This window comes from Limihaloglobus sulfuriphilus (assembly GCF_001999965.1).
GTDB lineage: Bacteria > Planctomycetota > Phycisphaerae > Sedimentisphaerales > Sedimentisphaeraceae > Limihaloglobus > Limihaloglobus sulfuriphilus.
The window spans coordinates 308148-329119 of record NZ_CP019646.1; the positions used below are offsets into that span (position 1 = coordinate 308148).

Sequence of the window (20972 nt, forward strand, 5' to 3'; positions counted from 1 at the left end):
AGGAAGCAAAATGGGCGGATATTTCAGCGTTATCGACTACATCATCATAGCATCTTACGGAATCGTATTGCTTGGAATAGGTTTTTTACTTAAGGAAAAGGCCTCTGAGAGCCTTGAGGATTATTTCCTCGGCGGGCGGCGTCTGCCCTGGTGGCTGCTGGGATGTTCCGGTATGGCATCATGGATCAGCCTTACCGGCTCTATGGTTATTGTGGCATTTCTGTATCTGCTCGGGCCTCGCGGCATATATGTCGAGTTTCGCGGCGGGGCAGGGCTGATTCTGATATTTATGATGATCTGGACGGGTAAGTGGCACCGTCGAAGCGGCTGTATTACCGGAGCCGAATATATGAAGTTCCGTTTCGGTGACAGTATGGGCGCTGCGACGACACGGCTGGTAAGCGTGCTGGCGGTGATTCTGAGCACGGTGGCGATGCTGGCGATGTTCATCAAGGGGCTGGGAATCTTTATGGCGATGTTTATACCGCTGACGCCCTGGCAATGTTCGCTGCTGTTTATCGGCGTAGTGACGATATATACGATATTTTCCGGTTTTTACGGCGTTGTTGTAACGGACGTTTTGCAGTCGGTGCTGTTTTTTGTCGGCACCATTGGAGTGTGCATATACACAATGCGGCTGACAGGCAGCGCAGAAGAATTCGGTAACCTGGCGGCTTCTGTTTCGGGCAATCAGGACTGGATGAGCAGCGTCCCGTCATATTTTACGAACCTGCCCAAAGGTTACGAAACATACCAGTACCTGTTCTGGTTTGCGGTGATATGTCTTTTGCAGAATATTCTCTTCGGCTCAGCTTCCGGTGCTGACCCGAAATACTTCGCCGCAAGAAGCGACAAGGAATGCAGCCAGCTGAGCATACTCTGGGGGCTTACCCTTGGTATCCGCTGGGTTATTATGATAGCCTTTACCGTACTGGGGATTATCCTCATATCAAATATACTTCCAGACCAGGGTGTTCTTGCAACTGCCGGCGAGATTGTAAAGGATGCTTTCCCGCAGGTCAGGGCCACCGGCTGGAATGATCTGGTGAATTCTATCGCCAGTTTCCCCCAAAGTGATAAGTATGCCGCGATAGTGCCCAGCCTCCAGGAGGTTCTTGGAGATAACTGGCAGACAAAAATGCGGCTGATTGATTTTCACGGCAATGTCAACCCCGAGGCTATAATGCCGGTAGTTCTGCTTCAGAGCATACCGGTTGGATTCAGGGGGATAATCATGGTCGCTCTTATCGCCTCTATCATGTCATCGTTCGACTCGGCGGTTAATACGGCGACGGGCTTTTTTACGCGTGATCTGTATCAGTTTGTTGTCCGGCCCAAAGCCTCTCACAAAGAGCTGATCATGGCAAGCTACATATTCATCTTCGCTCTTGTGCTGGTGAGTTTCCTCTTTGCCTTCTCACTGGAAAGCGTAAACGACATCTGGGGATTCCTCGTGATGGGCCTGGGAACGGGCCTTATGGTTCCTGGTATCCTGAAGTTCTACTGGTGGCGTTTCAATACTGCCGGCTTCAATATCGGAATGCTGGCGGGCATGATTCTGGCGGCGGTTACAAGGCTGGCAACTACCGGCGGCTTTGGTGATGCGGTAGCCGAGATGCCGTTTTTTGTGTTCCTCTCGGATGAACGTACGCAGTTCTTTGTCCTGTTCTTTGCCGTGCTGTTTATCTCTGTTGCCGCGGCCCTGCTGACACGGCCGACAAAGACGCATATACTCGAGAATTACTATATTAAAACACGTCCATTCGGTTTATGGGGCCCGCTCAAATCACGCCTCAAAGCTGAATGCAGGCTCAACATGGAGGCCGAGCACCGCAGGGATCTGATTGCGGTTCCGTTTGCCATGCTCTGTCAGGTTACGTTCTTTATACTCCTGATGCAGTTCGTGCTAAAGCAGTCGCGGCAGATGTTTATAACTTTGAGCATATTTGCCGTATCAGCCGTAATACTCTACGTGGTCTGGTACAGCAAACTTGACAAGATGGATTATCCGGTTGAGCTCGAGCCGGAGGCTAAAGCCTGATTCGAAAATCCGTGCCGCTAATCCGTGCTTTGGGCAGTTTTCTTCATAGATGCTTTAAACATGACAATACCTGCTATCAGCAATGCGCCGCCGACGAAGATGTTCATCTTTAACGCATAGGCGTTTTCGATCCACGGCAGTATTGCCAGCATCATTACACCTATGGCGGCAACGGCAACGCCTACAACACGGAAAGGTGATATGGCAGAATCTGAAGTGTCTGTTAAATTCAGGTTCTCCTCGCCGGGAAGTTTGCCTAAAGGCAGCTCGAGACGCTCGAAAAATTCATCAACGCGCTGCTTTACTTTTGGGCTGTGGGCTGTCAGGAGACTGGTTATAATCATAACCAGGACTGTCGCGGAGGATGTTGATATAAGAATGACGTTTTCTTTTTGTATTTCCCAACCGAATAATTGCACGGACTTAGGCAAAGCGAAGAAAAGTATAAGGCCTGTTGTGATGCCTGCCAGGTATCCGTACAGGGAGCCTTTGTTGGTGATTTTCTTTGTCAATATGCCCAGAATCATCGGGAACGCTATTGGGGCGGTAAATACGCTGAAAAGCTGTACCATGTTCTTGAAGAGGTCTTCGCCGCCGGCCTCAACCATCAGCAGTGCCACTCCCAATGCCAGCAGGCCGGTAATCAGAGTAGCGATACGCCCGGCAGTCAGCAGCTCTCTCTGGGAGGCGCCGGGGCGTAAGAATCTTCTGTAAACATCGTTTGTCATAACATTTGCGACCACGTTGTAATCGCTGCTGAGCATTGACATCGTCGCCGCCAGCATCGCCGCGATAGTCAGCCCCAGAAGCCCTGTCGGCAGCAGCTGAAGGCATAGAAGCGGATAGACCTCTTTTGGCATTGTATCGGCGGGCAGAAACTGCCTTGCCGCCATCGCGGGAACATACATGATAATCGGCGTTATCAGGCAAAGGGCAACGACCATGTAGCTGACCTTGCGGACATCCCTCTCTGTAGGCACACAGGTGTAACGCTGTATCAGCTGCCAGTGCACACTTGACATAGAAAGGCTGTACATAAATATCATACACCCGATGTAAAACAGGTTATAATCGCCGCCGGTCAAGCGGAAAAAGCCTTCCGGTGAGTTCTGAAAAAACTCCCTTACGCCGCCGACCTGGTGAAGCGATAAAGGGAAAAGCAGCAAGATCGCTGCGAGCATGACTATGAACTGTATAAAGTCCGTTGTTGTTACCGCCCATAAGCCGCCCATGAAAGTGTAGAGGAGTATAACAACAGCCGACCAGATCATGCTCTGTTTGAGCGGCAGGCCAAGCGTAGAGGATAGGAAAATTCCGATTGCCACGATTTTGAGCGCATCATCAATGATTTTTACCGGCAAGCCCTGCCATGCGGAAAACTGGCGAAGTGTCGCCCCGAATCTGGTCTCGAGATATTCAACAGGGCTGTCCAGACGTGCTCTTCTCCATCTTATGCCAAAGAAGAGTCCGCCCAGAAGCGCTGCCGGTATGTATGTCCAGAACAGGGTAATGGGCAGCCAGCCGTACTCATATGCCAGGGCAGAGTAAACCACAAAGCCAAACGCGCTGAAACAGCTCATGTAGAACGAAACGCCGCTGAGCCACCATGTTATGTTGTTTGAGCCGCTGAAAAAATCCTTCATCACCCGCATACGCCTGTAAAAATACAGACCTATGGCGACCATTATAAGGAAGTAGGTGATAATAATAAAATAATCAGGGTTCTTCAATTCTCTTGCAGCCAATAAAAACATTAATTAAACTCCCATGTTAAGTGGTATAAATTAAAAATTAAACGCAGCCGGGGAAATTCCTTACGCCTCGCAGCTCTGCGCTTGTTTCAAGAATTTTATCAAATTGCTCTTTTGTGACATTTTCCGGGATTCCGCCCGAATCCATAAGCATAAGACGCCCTTTTTTACGCCCTGCGCCGGTTAGATACTCCAAGTGCTCTCTCTGCCGCTGGAATGGCCAGTCCCAGAAACTTGCGGGGAATCCGCCGGTTACAACGAAACTGTCTCCGTAGCGGTCTAAGATTTTTTCTATATCAAAACCCTCTTCCGGATCAAAGGGGTTTACGAAATCAAATCCGCATTCCACCAGATCGTCAAGAAGGGGAGTGATGGCACCGTGGCTGTGCAGGTGAACGGTCGCTCCCCGGCTGTGGGCCAGGTCGCAGAGTCTGCTGTGCCATGGTTTGAAGAATTTTCTGTAATAATCCGGAGAAAGAAGCAGGGTTTGCTTTGAGCCCAGGTCATCGCATAATGCAATACTGTCGGCGCCGGCATTTATTATCATCTCAGCGGCCTTTAGGTTCCAGTTTCCCAGCTTATCCAGTGCCGCGTTTATAAGCTCAGGTTCGATTGCCAGAGCCATCAGGGTAACTTCGTAATCCATCAGGAAATAATGGAGGCCGGAGAAAAACCCGTTGAGCGAGACTGTCGTATATTCGCCGCGTGAGACAAGATATTCGATGTCCTTTTTGAGTCCTTCGTACCGCTGCGGTGCGGCAGGGTCGGGCAGCTCAAGCATCTCAATATCTTGTATGGTTTTAACCGGATGATTGTAAGCGTGAGTGAAGTGAGGCTTGAGCTGGGCCTTAACCAGGACGCCTGTTTCATACTCGGCAATAATTTCGTTTTCCTTTCGGCTGACAAGGCGAAGCATGAATTCGCCGGGCCCGCCGTGGCCGAAGGATATGTTGGCGAATTTGCCTAAACATGCCAGGCATCTGCCGGTATAGTTGTTAAATGAAATCATTTTGTCCAGCTGGGCCTCACCCATAGCAGAGCTGTCAAAATCCTTCGGCGCATTATAGAGCCACATGGGTTTGTAATGACAGCTTTGGGGTGTAAGCTCTCTGGCAAGATTTCCGTTGAAAAAGGACATCCAGTGCTGCGGCAGGGGGGCATCCTTATTGCCTGCTAGAATTTCCTGTATCCATTGTCTTTTATTCATGATGTCAATGTTTCCAAAATTTTAAAGTTTTTTCTATTCAACCGGGAAGCCTTCGAGCAGGGTCGAGCCGGGCTCAAGCATTTCCATAAGCCATATCGAGCTGCACGAACCGGCGTATTTTGAGGCTGAAACAGAGTTTCCGTGGCTTGAATGAGAGAACCGCTGCGCAACCGAGTCCATGGACATACCCAGAGAATCGGAGCAGTGCTCCCATATCGCCTTTAGAAGAGATGCCCGAACTGCCGGTGTATCATCCATGAAATTGTAGTAGTAAGCAAGGGTCAGCCAGAGCAGAGATCCCCTTGAGCCGTGAGAAAACCACTGATACTTCTTGCCGTTGATCACAGAAGGCAGAAATGATGTTTCCAGACGTTCTTTGATTGCATCTTTAAGGCCTTGATCCTTGAGGGTGTAGTACATCCAGAAGATTCCCTCCGCCTGAAAATAGCTTGCGGTTGAGTAATCGCCGTCGATAAAGTGCTTAGTATCCCGCACGGCTATATCATGGTAATACGGGCAGTCCTCCAGAACGTCCAGAGCCCCCATAACGCCGATACATATACCAAGGACGTAATCAGGGCCTCTTTCTTCGCGTTTTCTTTCGTGCCATTGTTCTTTGGTATCCCAGTTGCTGGTCATATACCCAAAGCCGTAGTTGCCGGGGCGGGTCCATTTGTCTTTGCCGAATTTTTCCTGGAGCATTTTGGATTTTTCGGGGCTAATATAGAATGTGTGCCGCCAGTCCACGTAATTTTTAGCCGCACGCATACATCTCTCCGCCAGCTCAGGCTCAAATTCCAGAGCCATCTGTGCCAGCCCCAAAGCGACAGAGCCGTTGTCAGCCACCCAGCGGATTTTTCTCATTTCGCTGTATCCCAGTGGTATAGAGCCGTCTGGGTCCTGAACGGAGCAGATCATGTCTGATAACTCCTCTGCCGCGCGGATAAAATCTTGAGGCCTGGTGTCCCCGAGAACATCCTGATTACGCTGCAGGGCGTCTTTGTTCTGCTGGAGGTATTTGCCCAGCTGAAGCATTGCCCGTGCCCCGTAAAGGTCGATAAAGAAGTGGTTGCTGATACGTTTGTCCCTGTGTGTTGTGCGAAGATCAAGCATGTTTTTGCCGACCTTGATCAGAGACTTTTCAATACTTACCCTGTCTTCTAAGATATCAACGCCTCTGTCTGTTTTGACCGTTACTTTCCAGTCAAAATCGAGCAGCGGGAAATCTCTGCCGATTTCACCCAGCTCCAGAACACACTCCTGTGTCTGGTCGGGGCCTATCTCAATCTCGCGGCTGACATTGATCTGATTTCCGCCGGCGATGAGGCTCAAACTTCCTTTGACTTGTGAGTTAAGCGGGTTGTCCAGAGACACCTGGCAAAGCAGATTTTCCGGATCCTGGTCAAACTCAGAGGTGAACAGAGTTATCTTTCGTATTTTGGGTTTATAAAGCAGGAAGTCGCACGTTTGCTTTAGTATCTTTCCCATAACCGAGTCTGCTGAATAATCCGCGCCTTCTATGCCGAAGAGGCCAAAGCCGGCTCGTTTGCGGGGGCCCTCGATATGGACACGGATTTCTGCCGCAGGTCCCATGATTCTGCCGTTATTGTCAACTGCGTTGAGAATGGGAATCCGTCTGATATTAGAATTGTGCAATGTCTCGTAGAGGCCTTTATCAGTGCCAAGGCTGGTTGTGCTCTTGTCGTTTCGCAGATAGGGGGGTATCTCATGCAGACCGGTATAGCTGAAATCACACTGGCCGTTATAAATATTCTGTCCAAGCGCAGGTTCAACCCGGGCGGCATCGTCAAACTTTACTGCGTCAAGGAAGGGGCTTACAACCCATTGGGGGTATTGTGCAGAAGCCTGTTCGAGAGGGATTTTCCATTTACGCAGATCTGATGATGCGACGTTTTCAAACCGCGAGGCTCTTCCAAGATAAACCGGTCCCAGTGCAAAACTGCCCGGCTTGTCCCGCCAGAGATTTGACACGTCCAGGCCGATTTGCAGGCTCTTGAGATTTGACGGGTCGAGCGGGGCCGCGGCTTTTCGGCTCTTTTGCGGCATAAAGTCAAATACCGATACGGTGTAGTCCCGCCAGTCTCTGCCAAGCTCGACAAAACGATACCACTCGTCACCGTTGTTGTCAATAATCTTGAGCGTCAGGATGTCCACCTCGTAGTCGCCTCTGGCCTGGAAGTTTAACACTGTCCGATGACGGTTATGATAACGGCTTAGAGGGATATCGACAAAAATATCGCCCATAGCCAAATCCGGCGTGATCAGCCAGACTGCATCTTCATTGCCGCATGTTTTTATATTGAGCTGCTGAATTTTGTCGATGTCTTTGAGCTCTGAATCGTCTGGTTTGATAAGAGACCAAGTTTTTTTGGCGAAATCCGCGATCTGCACCGGCTGGACGCTTTTTCGGGAATAATCAAATGCCCCGGGTGATAATAACACAAGGCTGTTTGGCCCCGAGAGGTATTTGTCAAGAGCGATTCTGGCCTGCGGAGGGAAAACTGTCTCCGGGCCGATAACGAGCAATGATGCATCAATCTTGTCTATTTCCTCCAGCTCTGCGGGCTCAAGGATTTTTACGTCCGTACCGTCCTGAGCAAGCAGGTCTGCCAGAGGTTTTGAGTCTTTAGCCTGTGAGCAGTAAAGGGCAATTGTTTTTTCGTCTTTCGCCGCAGCTTCATTTGAAATTGCCGGAAGACTGGCGGCGGCTGCGATTAATACAAAAAAATACGCTGAAATTCTGGCTTTGAAGAAATTTTTAAGATACATCAATAACTCCATTTAAAATAACTGTTTGTAATTGGTTTTTCAGGTCTGTACAAATACCATTCTTGCATATATTCGGTGAATTTATTGCTTCTCTAATCTTATTTGCCGGCCGGCTTAGTGATCAGCCCGATACTCTCCAGCAGGCTTAATCCCGTATGGTAGTTTGGGTCAAGATCCGGCACAGCGGGTATCACATTTACCGGCAAGGCATTTTCGTCGATCGTCTGGTAAGCCAGCAGGTTCTTGCTGCTGTTTATATAATTATTTATGAAAGCGTTATGGGATTTTATAAATATGTTTTCCAGCTCATCTCCAAGATTGTTTCCTGCGGGCAGATTCATACATAAAAGAGCTGCTCTGATCGTTTCAGGCAGTGACCACCAGGGCATCGTCGGATTATATGCGCTGCGGCTGCGAAGGTCAAAAAGTTTATATATACCGCCTGCTTGAGTGTTAAAGCCGAGATTGAAATGGTGAACAAATATTTTTGGGACCAGCATTTCTATTTCCCTGATGTGGGAGAGCTGCTGCTGCGTTATGCCATTAAAACACCTGCACAATGCCGCGAATTTCAGCGTAAGTCCGACAAACTCCAGGACATGCCCCACGTCGCATAGAATATGCTCATCCTGCTTATAGGGCTTGCCGCTGTTGTCGATATATTCGCAGAAATCGTACTGCTCAAGCTCTTTGAACTGCTTTGTGCAGTTTACATAATTTTCCAGGATATAGTCTATCAGTTTAAGAGCCCGGTCGGCTGTTTCGATGTCCGGCTCGTTTTTCATCAGCAGGCATATCGCGCCGATTTGAATCATAAAATGGCTGTAGCCGTTTCTGCCGTTTTTATTTCCTACTGGGTTCAACGGGTCGGTTTGCGGCTGGTCTGTCCTGAAGCTGCCGTTCCAGATAGCATGCTCTACCCGTGAAATATACTCGCGTCCGGTTCTCATGAGTTTCCTGTCGTTAAGGTAGCAGGCCGCGGCGTATATCCCCTTGCTGCAGAAAAGGTCGCTGAAATTGTAAGGGGAGTCTTCATCGAGTTTTACTTCTCTGACGCTGCCCTTTGGCTCAACAAAACAAGCCCTGCCCGAGGGTGAGATACAAAAAAACATGTGGCCGCAGTTTTTCTCTCTGGCAGCCAGTACGCTCTCAAGAACAGTTTTAAGAACTTTGTCAGTCCTTTGAGCAAGGCTGCCGCAGTCAGGGTCATCACAATTATTTTTAATCCAGTCGGCCAGAATACTCAGGCTTTCTAACGCTCTGCCCTGAATCCATGAGTAAACGGCGTTTTTTCCGCAGAAAGGGTCGCTTTCATCGGCATCAGAGCCGGTAATCAGATTGTATTTTGTGTCTATCCAGGGGTAGCTCTTATTGCGCTCGAATCGTTCTATTATAAATAAAAGATTTGAAAGCATTATGGCCTTGTAGTCACCTGCTGCCGCGTTGTAATCTTCAATCGAAGGTTTTTGCCCCAGAGTGATGCCGTAATAACGCAGGAGTGATTCACGCTTGTTAACAGAATTTTTTGTTAAAAGATTCAAATGATAACCCTGTTGTTTTCCCTTTTAAATCTGTTCTTCAAATAAGGGCCGGACCTTTAGAAGTCCGGCCCTCTGTTAAAACTTATCTGGTTAGAAAACAGTCATTTTTGACTGCAATTCTAAAATCTGATTAAAAACATTCATTTGGGTCAGAAGAGTTGCACTCCAGCCAGCCGGCTGCCACCAGGCTGAAATCTGCGAGATTAACCTTACAGTTAGCATCGGCATCGCCGGGCAGTGGAACGTATTCCGGCTGAGCCTTGGCGTGTTCACATCCGTTGATATAAACCGTTACTATAACATTGTCTGTTACAATAAATTCAGAATCAGTAACCTCAACCTGGAACTCGTATTCGCCTGCTTCGGTGAAAGTTACAGTTGGGTCTTCGATAGAATCCGAATCAAAGCTGTACCCTTCGGGACCAGAAACTTTAGTCCAGGTGTAAGCAAGCTCTCCGGGAGGCGTCGGCTCGCCGTCATCTGCTGCCGTAATATCAATCGCCGCAACAGCTTCATCTGGAGCAAGCCAGGTGTCAAGGTCTTCTCCCGCGTCAACTGTCGGTGAAGTGTTGTCCGGCGTTCCGGAGAAACGCACCTCGGAGAAAGCCACATTTGTCGAGCTGAAACTGCTGAAGCTGTCAAACTTTATATACTGATAACTCTGTGTGGGTGAGAGGGGGATGATTTTTGATGTATCCCACGGCCAGTCCAGGGGGTTATCCAGGCTGAAAGTTCCGAGGCTCTCCCAGTTAGCCTTGTCGTTTGAGACGCTGATTTCAAAGTTCGAAATGGCGCAGTTTTCCAGATAACCGCCATAGCTGTGGTTGAAATTCCAGATGCGCACGCCGTTTAAGCTTGTAGTGGTCTCCAAAGCAAAAACTATTTCTGCACTTGAAGGTGAATCTGCGCTGCACCAGTGGTAATCGTAAGACGCCGCTGTGTGGTAACCGGTATCGTAGAGACCGTTTCCGTTGATGACATTTTCTGCCTCATAATACTGACTGTATGCGGTTGTAGAGCTGTCAACTGTCACCTCATCGATTTCTTTCCACCATTCGGGGATACATCTTACCGTTGTGAACTGGTAAACCTCATAGCTGGAATCATCAGCGCTGAGCTCCAGCTCGTAGAGTCCGTAATCGCTGAAAGTTACTTCCGTAGCAGGGTCTGAGGAGTCGGTAAAGGTTACATTTCCGGGGCCGCTGATTTTGCTCCAGCTGATGCTCGGCGTGCCGCCGTCATCTGTTACAGCTCCTTTGAGTGTAGCATTTAACCCCTTCAACTGTTGAGGTTTGCCTGCAAAGACGTACGGCGGTTCATTGCTTGTGCCGTTGCCGTAGAACTTTACTTCAGAAAGGCCTGCGTAACTGGCATCGCCGTAAGTTGTAAGAGGTACAAATTTAACATAAGTTACGGGCTCTGTATGTGATATCGGGATTGTCTCGCCGGGGTAGTCGTCCTGACCTGTTCCGCGTCCAAGGGTAAACACGCCCAGGCTGGTATAGGAGCCTCCGTTACGAACCAGAATCTCCATCTCCTGAGTGCCTCTGCTGGTATAACCGTTTCTGTTGAAGTTCCAAATATGTATATCTGTGAGATAGTATGGAATCGGTCCGAGCTTGAATTCTATAAACTGATCGCCGTTAACGACCTTTGTTCCTATTCCATTCATCCAGTAGGCGTATTCCCAGCGGTCTCCAGTGTGGAATCCTGTTTCAGTGTCAAGACCGTAGCCGTTGACGACGTAATCCGGATAGAAGTCGTAACGTGAGCCGTAATAATAACTTGAGTAATCCCAGACAACTACGTCCTGAATTTCAACAGCCGAAATAACACCTGAAATCAAAAAAATTGAAATTAAAAACAATGTTTTTTTCATTTTGAACTCCTTATTAAGATAAATTTAATTTTTTTACTTAAACTATGTATAACAACACCGTAAAGAAGTATTCCTAAGCCATGCCTCCTTTCTTATTGATATAATATATTTGTCCTCTCATAAAATCAGTCTAATTTCCAGAAGGGGTGTTTGGGGACATAAGCCCTGCCAAGTCTTTCCTGGTCTTCCCAGAGATCCTCGTATTGCACCCTTTCGACATGTCCATCCAGAAGCGTCACATTGCATCCGCCGTAGTGAGCTTTAGGATTTCCGTAATTGAACGGTCTTGGTGCTCCGCCGTAGCTTATGATCGAATCCTTGACGCCATTGCGGTCATAATCGTCAACAAAGCCCATGCCTGGGTCACGGGGATTATAAACCCAGTGGCTTATCGCATCAGGGCCCAGCAGCCCCCCGCAGTCCATGTAAGCCATAGCAGAAGCGGTGTTTTTGACTTTCGACATTTTAAAGTGCGGGTATTCCTTACCGTAATAGTGTCCGTAATAGAACGGGGAAGTCTTGCCGTCCCAGCAGAAGTTGACCCCGATTCGTATAGGAGACTGCCTTGTGCTGGCCGGGCAGGTGCGAAGTTCAGTCGTGAACGCTTCACTTTCGTGCTTACTACCTTTTGAGCTGTCTTCGTTTATGCTTATGTAAGGAGCCAGCGCTTCATACCAGTAAACATTTGCTACACCGCTCGGGGGCTTGTCCGTAGTTGGACAGTAAGTAGCGAAATAAGGTATGATGTCGGAGTTTGAAGTTGAATAGGCGTGGAGTGCGAGCCCGTACTGCCGCATTCTTGACTGGCATACAACAGATTTGGCCTGCTCTCGAACTTTGCTTAACGCCGGCATGAGAATAGCCATCAGGAGTGCGATAATGGAGATAACAACAAGCAATTCGATCAGGGTAAAACCCTTTGATACTTTTTTAGCCATAATGCTAAACCTTCCTGTAAAACAGATTATTAAGCGATCTTTATTTTTTTTATAAAAACCTTTTAATTTGTCAATTTTATTGTATTATAATGTTTAAAAATAGCTAATCAATACACAATAAGAGCTTTTTATTGCACAATAATGATATGTTCAGATATGTAAGAACAAAATCAGAAAGATGCCGCTGTCAGGCGATTAACCTTTTACATGAGGGAAAGTGTTTTTTTCCTGTTATTCATCACGCCGCGGTTGACCAGAACAAGGTTTTGGGGGAGCGTTTCACACTGGGGGTTCATACTCATGAAGTTTATCACCTTAACCTATATACCAAAACAGCGGGTGAATTTCTCATTGACGATGAGTTCCACCCCGCCGAGACTGGTTCATTGGTTATAGTTTCGCCCTGGGAGAAACATGACTTTGTGACCCGATGCAGTTCTTTTGAATATTCTGAGATTACATTTTCATTTTTCGCAAATGACTCCGAAACCCTGAATATTCCCTTCCAGGAGCTTCTTTCACTCTATACAGGTACTGAGATAAAGTTGAAATCCGGCCGGCTGAAGCTGGATGCCCGTCAAATAAGCCAGTTTGTCTCTATTCTTTCCCGTATTATTGATTTTCTGGAAAGTAAAACTGAGATCGGTGAATTCAATGCTTACAGGACACTCGCCTCTCTTATAGATTTCATTATCCTCAATGTATGCGAGCTTGACAGTAAACAGCCTTCAAACGAAAACCCTGCAAACATTGTCAAAAGCTACATAGACGGCCATTTCATAGAGAATATAAGTTTGAGGACTTTAGCCGAAATCAGCTATCTCTCTGAAGGGCATATCATAAAGCTGTTCAAAAAAAGTTTCAAAACTACGCCGTTGAACTACCAGACAAATCTACGTATCGAAGCGGCTAAGACGCTTCTGAAATGTTCAAACCTGACCTGTTCGCAGATAGCAAAACGTATTGGATACGATAATAACCATTATTTCCATCGCCTATTCAAAAAGAACGTCGGTATTACGCCAAAACAATATCGGAATAGTTATGTTAAAGGGCAGGGGCTTAAAAAGAAAAAACAAAACATTTAAGTTATTATTTAAAAGGAGAGACTAAAATGTTGCCAAAAAGCTCTTATTGTAAAATCCGCATAACAGTTATTTTAATGATTACTGCGGTTTCATGTCTGTTCGCCGGAGAGGTTGATTTTAACGCTAAGTTCTTTGAACTTTGCGACAATGCCTGCGTTGAACTTGCCAGGGATAACCTGCATGTCAGAGGAAAGCAGCATTACAGGGATTCTTATTCGGTCAGGGCGCTTGGGGTTGCCTATGATATGACCGGAAACGAAGAGTATCTGGAGGCGTGTAAGAAGTGGTCGGACAAGATGATAAAACTTCAAAACGGCATGACCCCTGCCGGCGCATATTACATGAATTACGGCAGGAAACCGGGTGAAACAACAGGTAACTGGTATGCAGCCGACTGCGCCAGTATTGCACAGGGTGTTCTCTCAACAGCGGTCAGATGCCCAAAAGGATCCGAGAAGAAAGTGTATATGGATTCGGTAAAGGCGTACGCTGATCTTGTGATAGAAAATTATATAAGGCCCGGCGGCGGAGTTACGGACGGCATCTGGTCAAAGTATGACGGCCCGTGGTGGTGCTCAACCGGAATATTCGGCGGCCTTGCGTTCAGTCTTTATTATGAAACCGGAGACGAAAAATACCTCAATGCCGGCTATGGCACTATAGACTGGCTAAACGCTCAGGACCTGACCAAAATAACTCCCTATACACTCGAAGAGCAGGGTCCGGCAATGTATATGTATGTACTCGAGGCCTACGCGGCGGGTCTGCCGTTTATAGAGCCGGACACGGCGAGGTATAAAAAGGTGATGGCCAGATACGACGAAGCCCTTGCGTGGATGGAAAAAATGCAGGTCGGCAGAGGCGGCGATAATAAGTGGGACTACAATACCCAGTGGGGCAGCAAGAGCGGCGGACTTGCGTTTCACATGTATATCTACGCTAAACATGTCCCCGATATGTACCAGATCTGTAAAGAAGCCGACAAGGAATTAGAATACATTTGCAGCGAGCCGATAAATGATCCGGACAAGGCTGTTGCAGAAAACACCTTCACACAGTTAATGAATTTTACAATGATGAGCCTGGCTGAGAGACTCTCGCCCGGAACCATGTACAGACGTTAAATGTTTTGGATAGATACAGTCAGTTTACAGCGAATAATTAAAATCTTAAAAGGAGACAAAAATGTTTAAGCATAATTACAGAGTTTTACTCGCGGCCGTTTTTATGGCGGTTATTTGCTGCTCAGCTTTTGCGAATGAGGCAGTTTACAAGACAAAATTCTTTGAGATCTGCGACCTTGCCTGCCAGGAGCTGGTTAAGGATACCCTGCATATTTACGGAAAACACCATTACAAGGACTCCTATTCGGTCAGGGCGCTTGCCGTGGCCTATGACATGACCGGAGACGAAAAATATCTGAATGTCTGCAAAGAGTGGTCAGATAAGATGGTTGAACTCCAGCATGGCATGGAACCTGCCGGCGCATATTACATGAACTACGGCAGAAAGCCCGGCGAAAAAACAGGCGAATGGTTTGTAGCCGACTGTGCAAGCGTGGCGCAGGGCGTGCTGGCAACCGCGGTAAGATGCCAGAAAAGCCCGGAGAGAACGGTTTATATCGATTCAGTTAAGGCGTATGCAGACCTTGTAATAGCCAACTATGCACGTTCCGGAGGCGGAATCACTGACGGCCTGTGGTCAAAGTATGACGGGCCCTGGTGGTGTTCCACCGGAATATTTGGCGGCCTCGCTTTCAGTCTCTATTATGAAACCGGCGATGAAAAATATCTTGATGCAGGTTATGGAGCAATCGACTGGCTCAATGCTGAAGATCTCACCAAGACAGGTCCCAGCACACTCGAAGAACAGGGCCCGGCGATGTATATGTACGTACTCGAAGCCTATGCCGCGGGACTGCCGTTCATACAGCCCGGCAGCGACCGCTATAAAGAGGTCATGGCAAGATATGATGAAGCTCTCGAGTGGATGGCAAAAGGTCAGGCCGGCAGAGGCGGCGAAGATACATGGGATTACAACACCCAGTGGGGCAGCAAAGGCGGCGGACTGCCTTTCCATATGTATATTTACGCAAAACACGTACACAATATGCACGAAATATACGCCCAAGCAGACAAAGAGCTGACCTATGTTTGCCAAGGGCCTGTAAACCAGCCGGATAAGAGAATTCCCGATAATGTGCATACGCAGCTTATGAATTTTACACTTATGAGTCTGGCCGAGAGGCTCTCCCCGGGCACAATGTACAGGCGGTAAAAAGAGCTTAATCTATTCAGCTGCACACAGGAGGTGTAACATGAAACACAAGTTCAGCAGTCTCGGCAGGTTTGCCGTATTACTTGGCTTTATACTCTTGTTTTCTGCCGCGGAAAGTCTTTTCGCCATGCAGGCAAGTCAGCGGGATTCAAAAAAAACGCTGCAAAAAAACCTCAGCGGTAAAAACGACAGGAATATAATGATCGGCTATTTGTGGGGCTCCACGAACATAGGCGATGCGGCAATAGCGCCGGGACTGCTGGAGCTGCTTGGAAAAAATCTGCCCAAATACAGTACCAGCGCTCTGTGTTACAGCTTTAAGGATCCCCAAAAGGATGATAAACTTGCATGGCAGATAAACAGATTGTATCCCGATTGTAATGTCATCAATGGGGATGCATTTAAGGCCGCCCATGCATTCGCTTTGGAAAGGCTCAAGGCCGGCCACGGAGGCATTTTGCCTGAAAAAGAGCGGCTGGACACGGACTATATATTTGACACATTCGCGGCTGATTGTATCGACTATATCCGCGAAAACGATTCAGACGTATATCGTGAATTTAGCCGGACAGACCTGTTTATCTACAACAGCGGCTGTGTTCTGGCGTATGGTCCGGGCACTCTTGGCGGCACAGATTTCTGGGATTATTGCCTTTACCGCTCACTTCCCCTGTTGCTTGCGAGGAAACTGGGCGTTCCCTACGGCATTTACAGCCATACGTTTGATGATTTTATCGGCGAGCCGGGTTATACCTACTTTAAAAATCTCCTTGAAGACGCTGAATTTGTCTTCTGCCGCGACAGCGATTCGCTCAGATACCTGCTAAGTGCCGGCATCAGGGCGAAAAATCTCAGTTTCGTGCCGGACAGCACCTTTTCTTCGCCATGGAAAGATCCTGAGTGGGCAGTTGATTTCATGAATGAAAACTCTCTTGAGGATAATGAGTTTATGGCAGTTGTTATCTTTACCCGTCAACCCACGTCTAACTCGGGCAGGCCTATAGTCTCGCAGCAGCGGGTAGATGAGCATATGCGAAAGGTCAGGGAGATTATCCGCCACTGGGTGAAAACAACCGGCATGAAGGTCGTTCTCTGTCCGGAAGTCTTACGCGAGATGCAGCCGGCAAAAGAGTTGATTTATGATAAGCTCGATCCCGAGACAAAATCCAAAACTGTTCGGATGGATACTTTCTGGACACATGACCAGGCAAAATCCCTGTTTGCAAGCGCACGGCTCGTCGTAAGTATGGAACTGCATTCTCTGCTGCTGGCTCTGCCGGAATCAACACCGGTGATACATATTCCGTTCAAAGAAGCCGGCAGAAAATCTTTTTTCATTGCCGACGCGGGTCTGGGTGAATATCTGCTTGATATTGACGGGGCAGGCCTTGATGCGATGCTTGATAAGGTAAGCTATATAAACGGTAATTACGAAACTGAACGACAGCGAATCAAAAATACAATTATACCATACTGCCGTGAACGTGAAAAAGCGGCTTTTGAAATAATCAAAAATATATTAAGAGGTGAATAGATGCGACTATATTGCAAAACGATTATCAATTCAGTATTACTTTTATGTCTTGTCTTTTCTTTGCAGGCTGAGGAAAATAAACAATTGCAGTGCGCTGAGCCGACGCCGCGGGATGAACTGGTTAAAAGCCTGATGGTTTATTACGGCGAAGGCCCCGGCCGGGAGGATATTGTAGATCCTGATGTGAAAATTGAGGACGAGAAAGACATGGGAGACCACATCAGGCAGACAATCAGCTATTTTGTAGAAAAAGACGAGCGGGTCAGAGCGTATCTGCTTTTCCCTGAAACTTTTGACAGGTCAAAAGAAAAACTGCCGCTTATACTCTGCCCGCATCCTACAAATCTGGTTGGCAAAGACTGTGTGGTGAACAACTATCCTGAACCGGCTAAAGACGAACAGGATGTTTATTTTCGCCAGTGCCGCCAGTATGCCTTAGACCTTGTAAGGCGGGGTTTTATATGTTTTGCTCCGGACAGGGCGGCTTACGGCGAAAGGCGGATTCTAAAGGGAGACAAAAAGTACACAGAGCAGATAGACGCTTATAAAAGCCGGCTCAAAGAACGCTGGCCAGATTGGGGCTTTACCACAGGCAAAGCGGTCTGGGATCTGCAAAGGGCCCTGGATTTCCTTGTAGAATATGATTTTGTCGATACTGACCGGGTGGCTATTATCGGCCATTCACTCGGCGCCTGGGATTCAATGCTTCTCAGCTGCGTTGATGACAGAATAAAGGTCGCGGCAGCAAACGCCGGAGGGACAATTCATTTCGATGCCTCGCTGTGGACGGACTTAGAGCAGCGTAAAGAACTGCTCGATAAACCGATAGGTCTCAACAGGATGGCTAACCTGATGCTTATGGCTATCGCTCCAAGACCGTTCCTCCAGCTAAGGGCGATAAATGACTCGTACGAAAAGGGGCAGCCGAACCTGCTCGAAGGGTATCGTCTGCTCGTTGACTATTACCGTATGGCGGCGGGACAGACGAGAAGAACCTGGCATGCGCCGGTTGGAATTTATTTCCATTGTAATGAACATGGGTTTGACCATGACGCGAGAGAGCTGGCGTACGGCTGGCTGGAAATGCACCTGAAATAATAAGTCTTGTAAAGGATAATTCTTATGTCTTACTTAAAATCTATTCTGATTTCGATCCTGGTGGTTGTTTCATGTTCACAGGCGACGGTTTACTATGTTGATTCTAAGACGGGCAGTGACGTCAATACCGGAACCAGCCCCGACCAGCCGTGGTACAGCCTTTTTAAGATTAACAACACGACATTTGCTCCCGGAGATAAGATACTCTTTAAATGCGGCAGTCAGTGGAACAACAATCAGCTATGGCCCAAAGGCTCCGGCACAAGCGGCAATCCAATCATTATAGACATGTACGGCGATATAGATGACGGACTGCCGCAGTTCAACGGCAACGGCGCGGTTGTTGACGTTATTCACCTGTATAACCAGCAGTACTGGGAGATAAACAACCTCGAAATTACCAACTACCGTGAGGGTGATGACCAGAGCGACCCTGCGAACAAAAAACGCGGAATATATGTACTGGCAAAGGATATCGGAGAGGTAAACCACCTTCACTTCAAAAACCTTGTCATACACCATGTAAACGGTCTCTGCGGCGCCGGTTCGACCAATACCGGAAAAGATAACGGCGGTATATATTGTGAGATAACCCGTGATGCCGCTGTTGCCAACAGGGTCAAGACCTGGTTCAAAGACCTGCTTTTTGAGAACTGCCATATCTACGATGTTGACCGTACCGGCATAGCCAACGATACCGCATGGTGGTTGCGGACTCCTGACGATGATATGGATTGGACGCCGAGCCATGATGTTGTGGTCCGAAACTGTACAATTGAGCGCTGCGGCGTAAATGCTGTTATTATAAGGGTTACCGACAATGCTCTTGTTGAACACTGCGTTTTCAAGGATAACTGCATCAAGGGTGAGGGGAACCCGCAGGTTTTCTGCTACAACACCAACAACACCGTCTGGCAGTACTGCGAGGCGTACCAGACGCCCGAGCAGCAAACCACTATGGGTGCAACGGGATTTGATATCGACGGGCGGAACAAGGATGCGGTCATACAGTACTGCTACAGCCATGGAAACCAGAGAGGCGGTATAGTAATCTACGCGGCGGCGTGGACAAGTCCCGACATTGCTCAATACCGCACCACTCTAAGGTACAACATTCTCCAGAACAACGGGTTAAACGGTATAAGGGTTTACGGCGGAGTCAAAGACGCGGTTATCCACAACAATATAATATATACTGATACCCAGCAGTATTTCCCCGCTGACAGGCTTCTGTATCATGTTCATATCGGAGATGTCGCCCCGGACAACACACAGTATTACAACAATGTCATATACAACCTCGACCCGAGCACGTATTATTACATGGGAAACAGCACAAACAACCTGTTCAGCCATAATGTCTTCTACGGCTCTCACCCCGTTACAGAGCCGGCAGACGAATACAAGATAACATCAGATCCGGGATATATAGCTCCCGGCAGCGGCCAGACAGGTATGGATACGCTTGAGGGTTACAGGCTTGGCTGGGATTCTCCGTGTATAGATTCGGGAACCCAAATACCTGCCGCACCCTATGCCGATGATTTCTGGGGCAATGAAGTACCCTTTGGCGTTATTGACCGCGGCGTACATGAATACAGGCCGCAGCCTGACAACCTGCCTCCCCAGCCCGATCCTATGGGCTGGAGTCTGCCGCCGCAACCGGCCGGGTCAGGCGCGATAGCTATGAGAGCTTCAAAGGCCGAAGATGAGAATGCAGTGGAGTATTATTTTGAAAACCTCACAGACCCTTCGCACAGCAGCGGATGGCAGAGACGAAATTATTATTGCGACACAGGCCTTGAGCCCGGCATTGAGTATGAATACAGGGTAAAGGCGAGAGACCTTTCCCCGCAGACTAACGAGACAGGCTGGTCACAGCCCGCCGCGGCGACACCGGAGGCGCTTCCGGATACAGCGTTTTCTGTTTTTGAGCGGTTCGATGCGGACGCTGAAAATAATGGGTGGGTCAACATGAGTGCCGGCAGTACTGAATTTGCTTATAACTCCGGCCGCTGGCTTGATACCACTATCTGCCGCGACAGCGAAAACAGGGCTCTGTACTATGTAAATCTTCCCGCTGCGCTGGACGAGACATGCCGGTTCTGGTGGGAAATGGATATAGAAATGATAAGTGCTTCGTATCCTTACCAGCTTGGACTTTTCGGCGTATTCAATTCGGCTCAGCCCGACAATAATCACAGTGTGATAGCGGACAGGTTTTTCTTTGACAGTTATGCAGGAAGTACCAGAGGCAACCGGCACGATATTTTCGGATATGACGACAGCGGCAATCAGCTATATACCGTCAGCGAGCCGTATGAGCCGGGGATAGCTTACAACAAACCGGTAAGGGTCAAGTGCCGTTATGAGTACGACAGCCAGAGCGGCGAAGGCAAAGCCTCTGTAGATGTATATGAAATTGATCCTGTTGACGGCGGCACAGGCGAGTGGATAATGGGCTCCGGCGGAAAACAGACGGTCATAGCCGCACAGGAAAGCCTTTCATTTGATGTCTTCGGAATCGGCAACAGAACTGACGGCTCAAAGATATGCAGCAATATTTCCAGGATTGACAATGTGTATTTCTCTACCCTGCATGAAAACGTCAGCGAGACTTATCCCTCGTTTGGCGATTTTACAATACAGGGTGATTTGCAGCCGGATGACTATGTGGATTACAGAGACGCGGCGGTTATGGCCGGGCAATGGCTTCAATCCTGCTCAGGGCCGGACTGGTGCGGCGGCTGCGATTTAAATGAGAGCGGAAATGTTGATGTTGCGGATCTTGAAATTCTGGTAGAAAACTGGCTCAAAATACGTTGATT

13 protein-coding genes are annotated in these 20972 nt (G+C 48.2%); 7 read left to right on the forward strand and 6 right to left on the reverse strand.

Features of this window, described 5'->3' with window-relative positions:
- Positions 1–10 precede the first annotated feature (10 nt).
- On the forward strand, positions 11–2041 hold the full coding sequence (locus tag SMSP2_RS01150; RefSeq protein ID WP_146682198.1) for a sodium:solute symporter family transporter: 2031 nt from the start codon (positions 11–13) through the stop codon (positions 2039–2041).
- Positions 2042–2058: 17 nt separating this feature from the next.
- Here the strand turns inward: SMSP2_RS01150 and SMSP2_RS01155 are convergent, their stop codons facing one another.
- The 6 genes from SMSP2_RS01155 to SMSP2_RS01180 all read right to left on the reverse strand — a co-directional run bounded on the left by SMSP2_RS01155 (position 2059) and on the right by SMSP2_RS01180 (position 12147).
- On the reverse strand, positions 2059–3795 hold the full coding sequence (locus SMSP2_RS01155) for a sodium:solute symporter family transporter (protein ID WP_146682199.1): 1737 nt from the start codon (positions 3793–3795) through the stop codon (positions 2059–2061).
- 37 nt (positions 3796–3832) lie between these two features.
- Positions 3833–4999, reverse strand: coding sequence for a uroporphyrinogen decarboxylase family protein (locus SMSP2_RS01160; protein ID WP_146682200.1), 1167 nt, complete (start codon positions 4997–4999; stop codon positions 3833–3835).
- A gap of 33 nt (positions 5000–5032) precedes the next feature.
- Positions 5033–7789: a motility-associated ABC transporter substrate-binding family protein gene (locus tag SMSP2_RS01165; RefSeq protein ID WP_146682201.1), complete on the reverse strand. Its 2757-nt coding sequence runs from the start codon at positions 7787–7789 to the stop codon at positions 5033–5035.
- A gap of 98 nt (positions 7790–7887) precedes the next feature.
- The gene (locus SMSP2_RS01170) at positions 7888–9330 is read right to left on the reverse strand and encodes an AGE family epimerase/isomerase (RefSeq protein ID WP_146682202.1); all 1443 of its coding nucleotides are present in this window, start codon (positions 9328–9330) and stop codon (positions 7888–7890) included.
- A gap of 130 nt (positions 9331–9460) precedes the next feature.
- Positions 9461–11209: a discoidin domain-containing protein gene (locus SMSP2_RS01175; RefSeq protein WP_146682203.1), complete on the reverse strand. Its 1749-nt coding sequence runs from the start codon at positions 11207–11209 to the stop codon at positions 9461–9463.
- A 125-nt stretch (positions 11210–11334) separates the two neighbouring features.
- On the reverse strand, positions 11335–12147 hold the full coding sequence (locus SMSP2_RS01180; protein WP_146682204.1) for a type II secretion system protein: 813 nt from the start codon (positions 12145–12147) through the stop codon (positions 11335–11337).
- Positions 12148–12278: 131 nt separating this feature from the next.
- On the opposite strand from SMSP2_RS01180, the gene SMSP2_RS01185 reads away from it, so the two are divergent.
- The 6 genes from SMSP2_RS01185 (at position 12279) to SMSP2_RS01210 (ending at position 20970) form a co-directional block, all read left to right on the forward strand.
- A complete protein-coding gene (locus SMSP2_RS01185) occupies positions 12279–13235 on the forward strand; it encodes an AraC family transcriptional regulator (RefSeq protein ID WP_146682205.1) in 957 nt (318 codons plus the stop codon).
- Between the two features lie 26 nt (positions 13236–13261).
- Entirely contained in the window at positions 13262–14359 is a 1098-nt protein-coding gene (locus SMSP2_RS01190) for a hypothetical protein (protein ID WP_146682206.1), read from the forward strand.
- Between the two features lie 61 nt (positions 14360–14420).
- Positions 14421–15512: a glycoside hydrolase family 88 protein gene (locus tag SMSP2_RS01195; protein WP_146682207.1), complete on the forward strand. Its 1092-nt coding sequence runs from the start codon at positions 14421–14423 to the stop codon at positions 15510–15512.
- 40 nt (positions 15513–15552) lie between these two features.
- The gene (locus tag SMSP2_RS01200; protein WP_146682208.1) at positions 15553–17046 is read left to right on the forward strand and encodes a polysaccharide pyruvyl transferase family protein; all 1494 of its coding nucleotides are present in this window, start codon (positions 15553–15555) and stop codon (positions 17044–17046) included.
- An 84-nt stretch (positions 17047–17130) separates the two neighbouring features.
- Positions 17131–18144 carry an alpha/beta hydrolase family protein gene (locus SMSP2_RS01205; RefSeq protein WP_186804789.1) on the forward strand — a complete coding sequence of 338 codons (1014 nt, stop codon included), beginning with the start codon at positions 17131–17133 and terminating at the stop codon, positions 18142–18144.
- A gap of 24 nt (positions 18145–18168) precedes the next feature.
- Complete coding sequence (locus SMSP2_RS01210; RefSeq protein WP_146682210.1) at positions 18169–20970, forward strand: right-handed parallel beta-helix repeat-containing protein; 2802 nt, start codon at positions 18169–18171, stop codon at positions 20968–20970.
- Positions 20971–20972 lie beyond the last annotated feature (2 nt).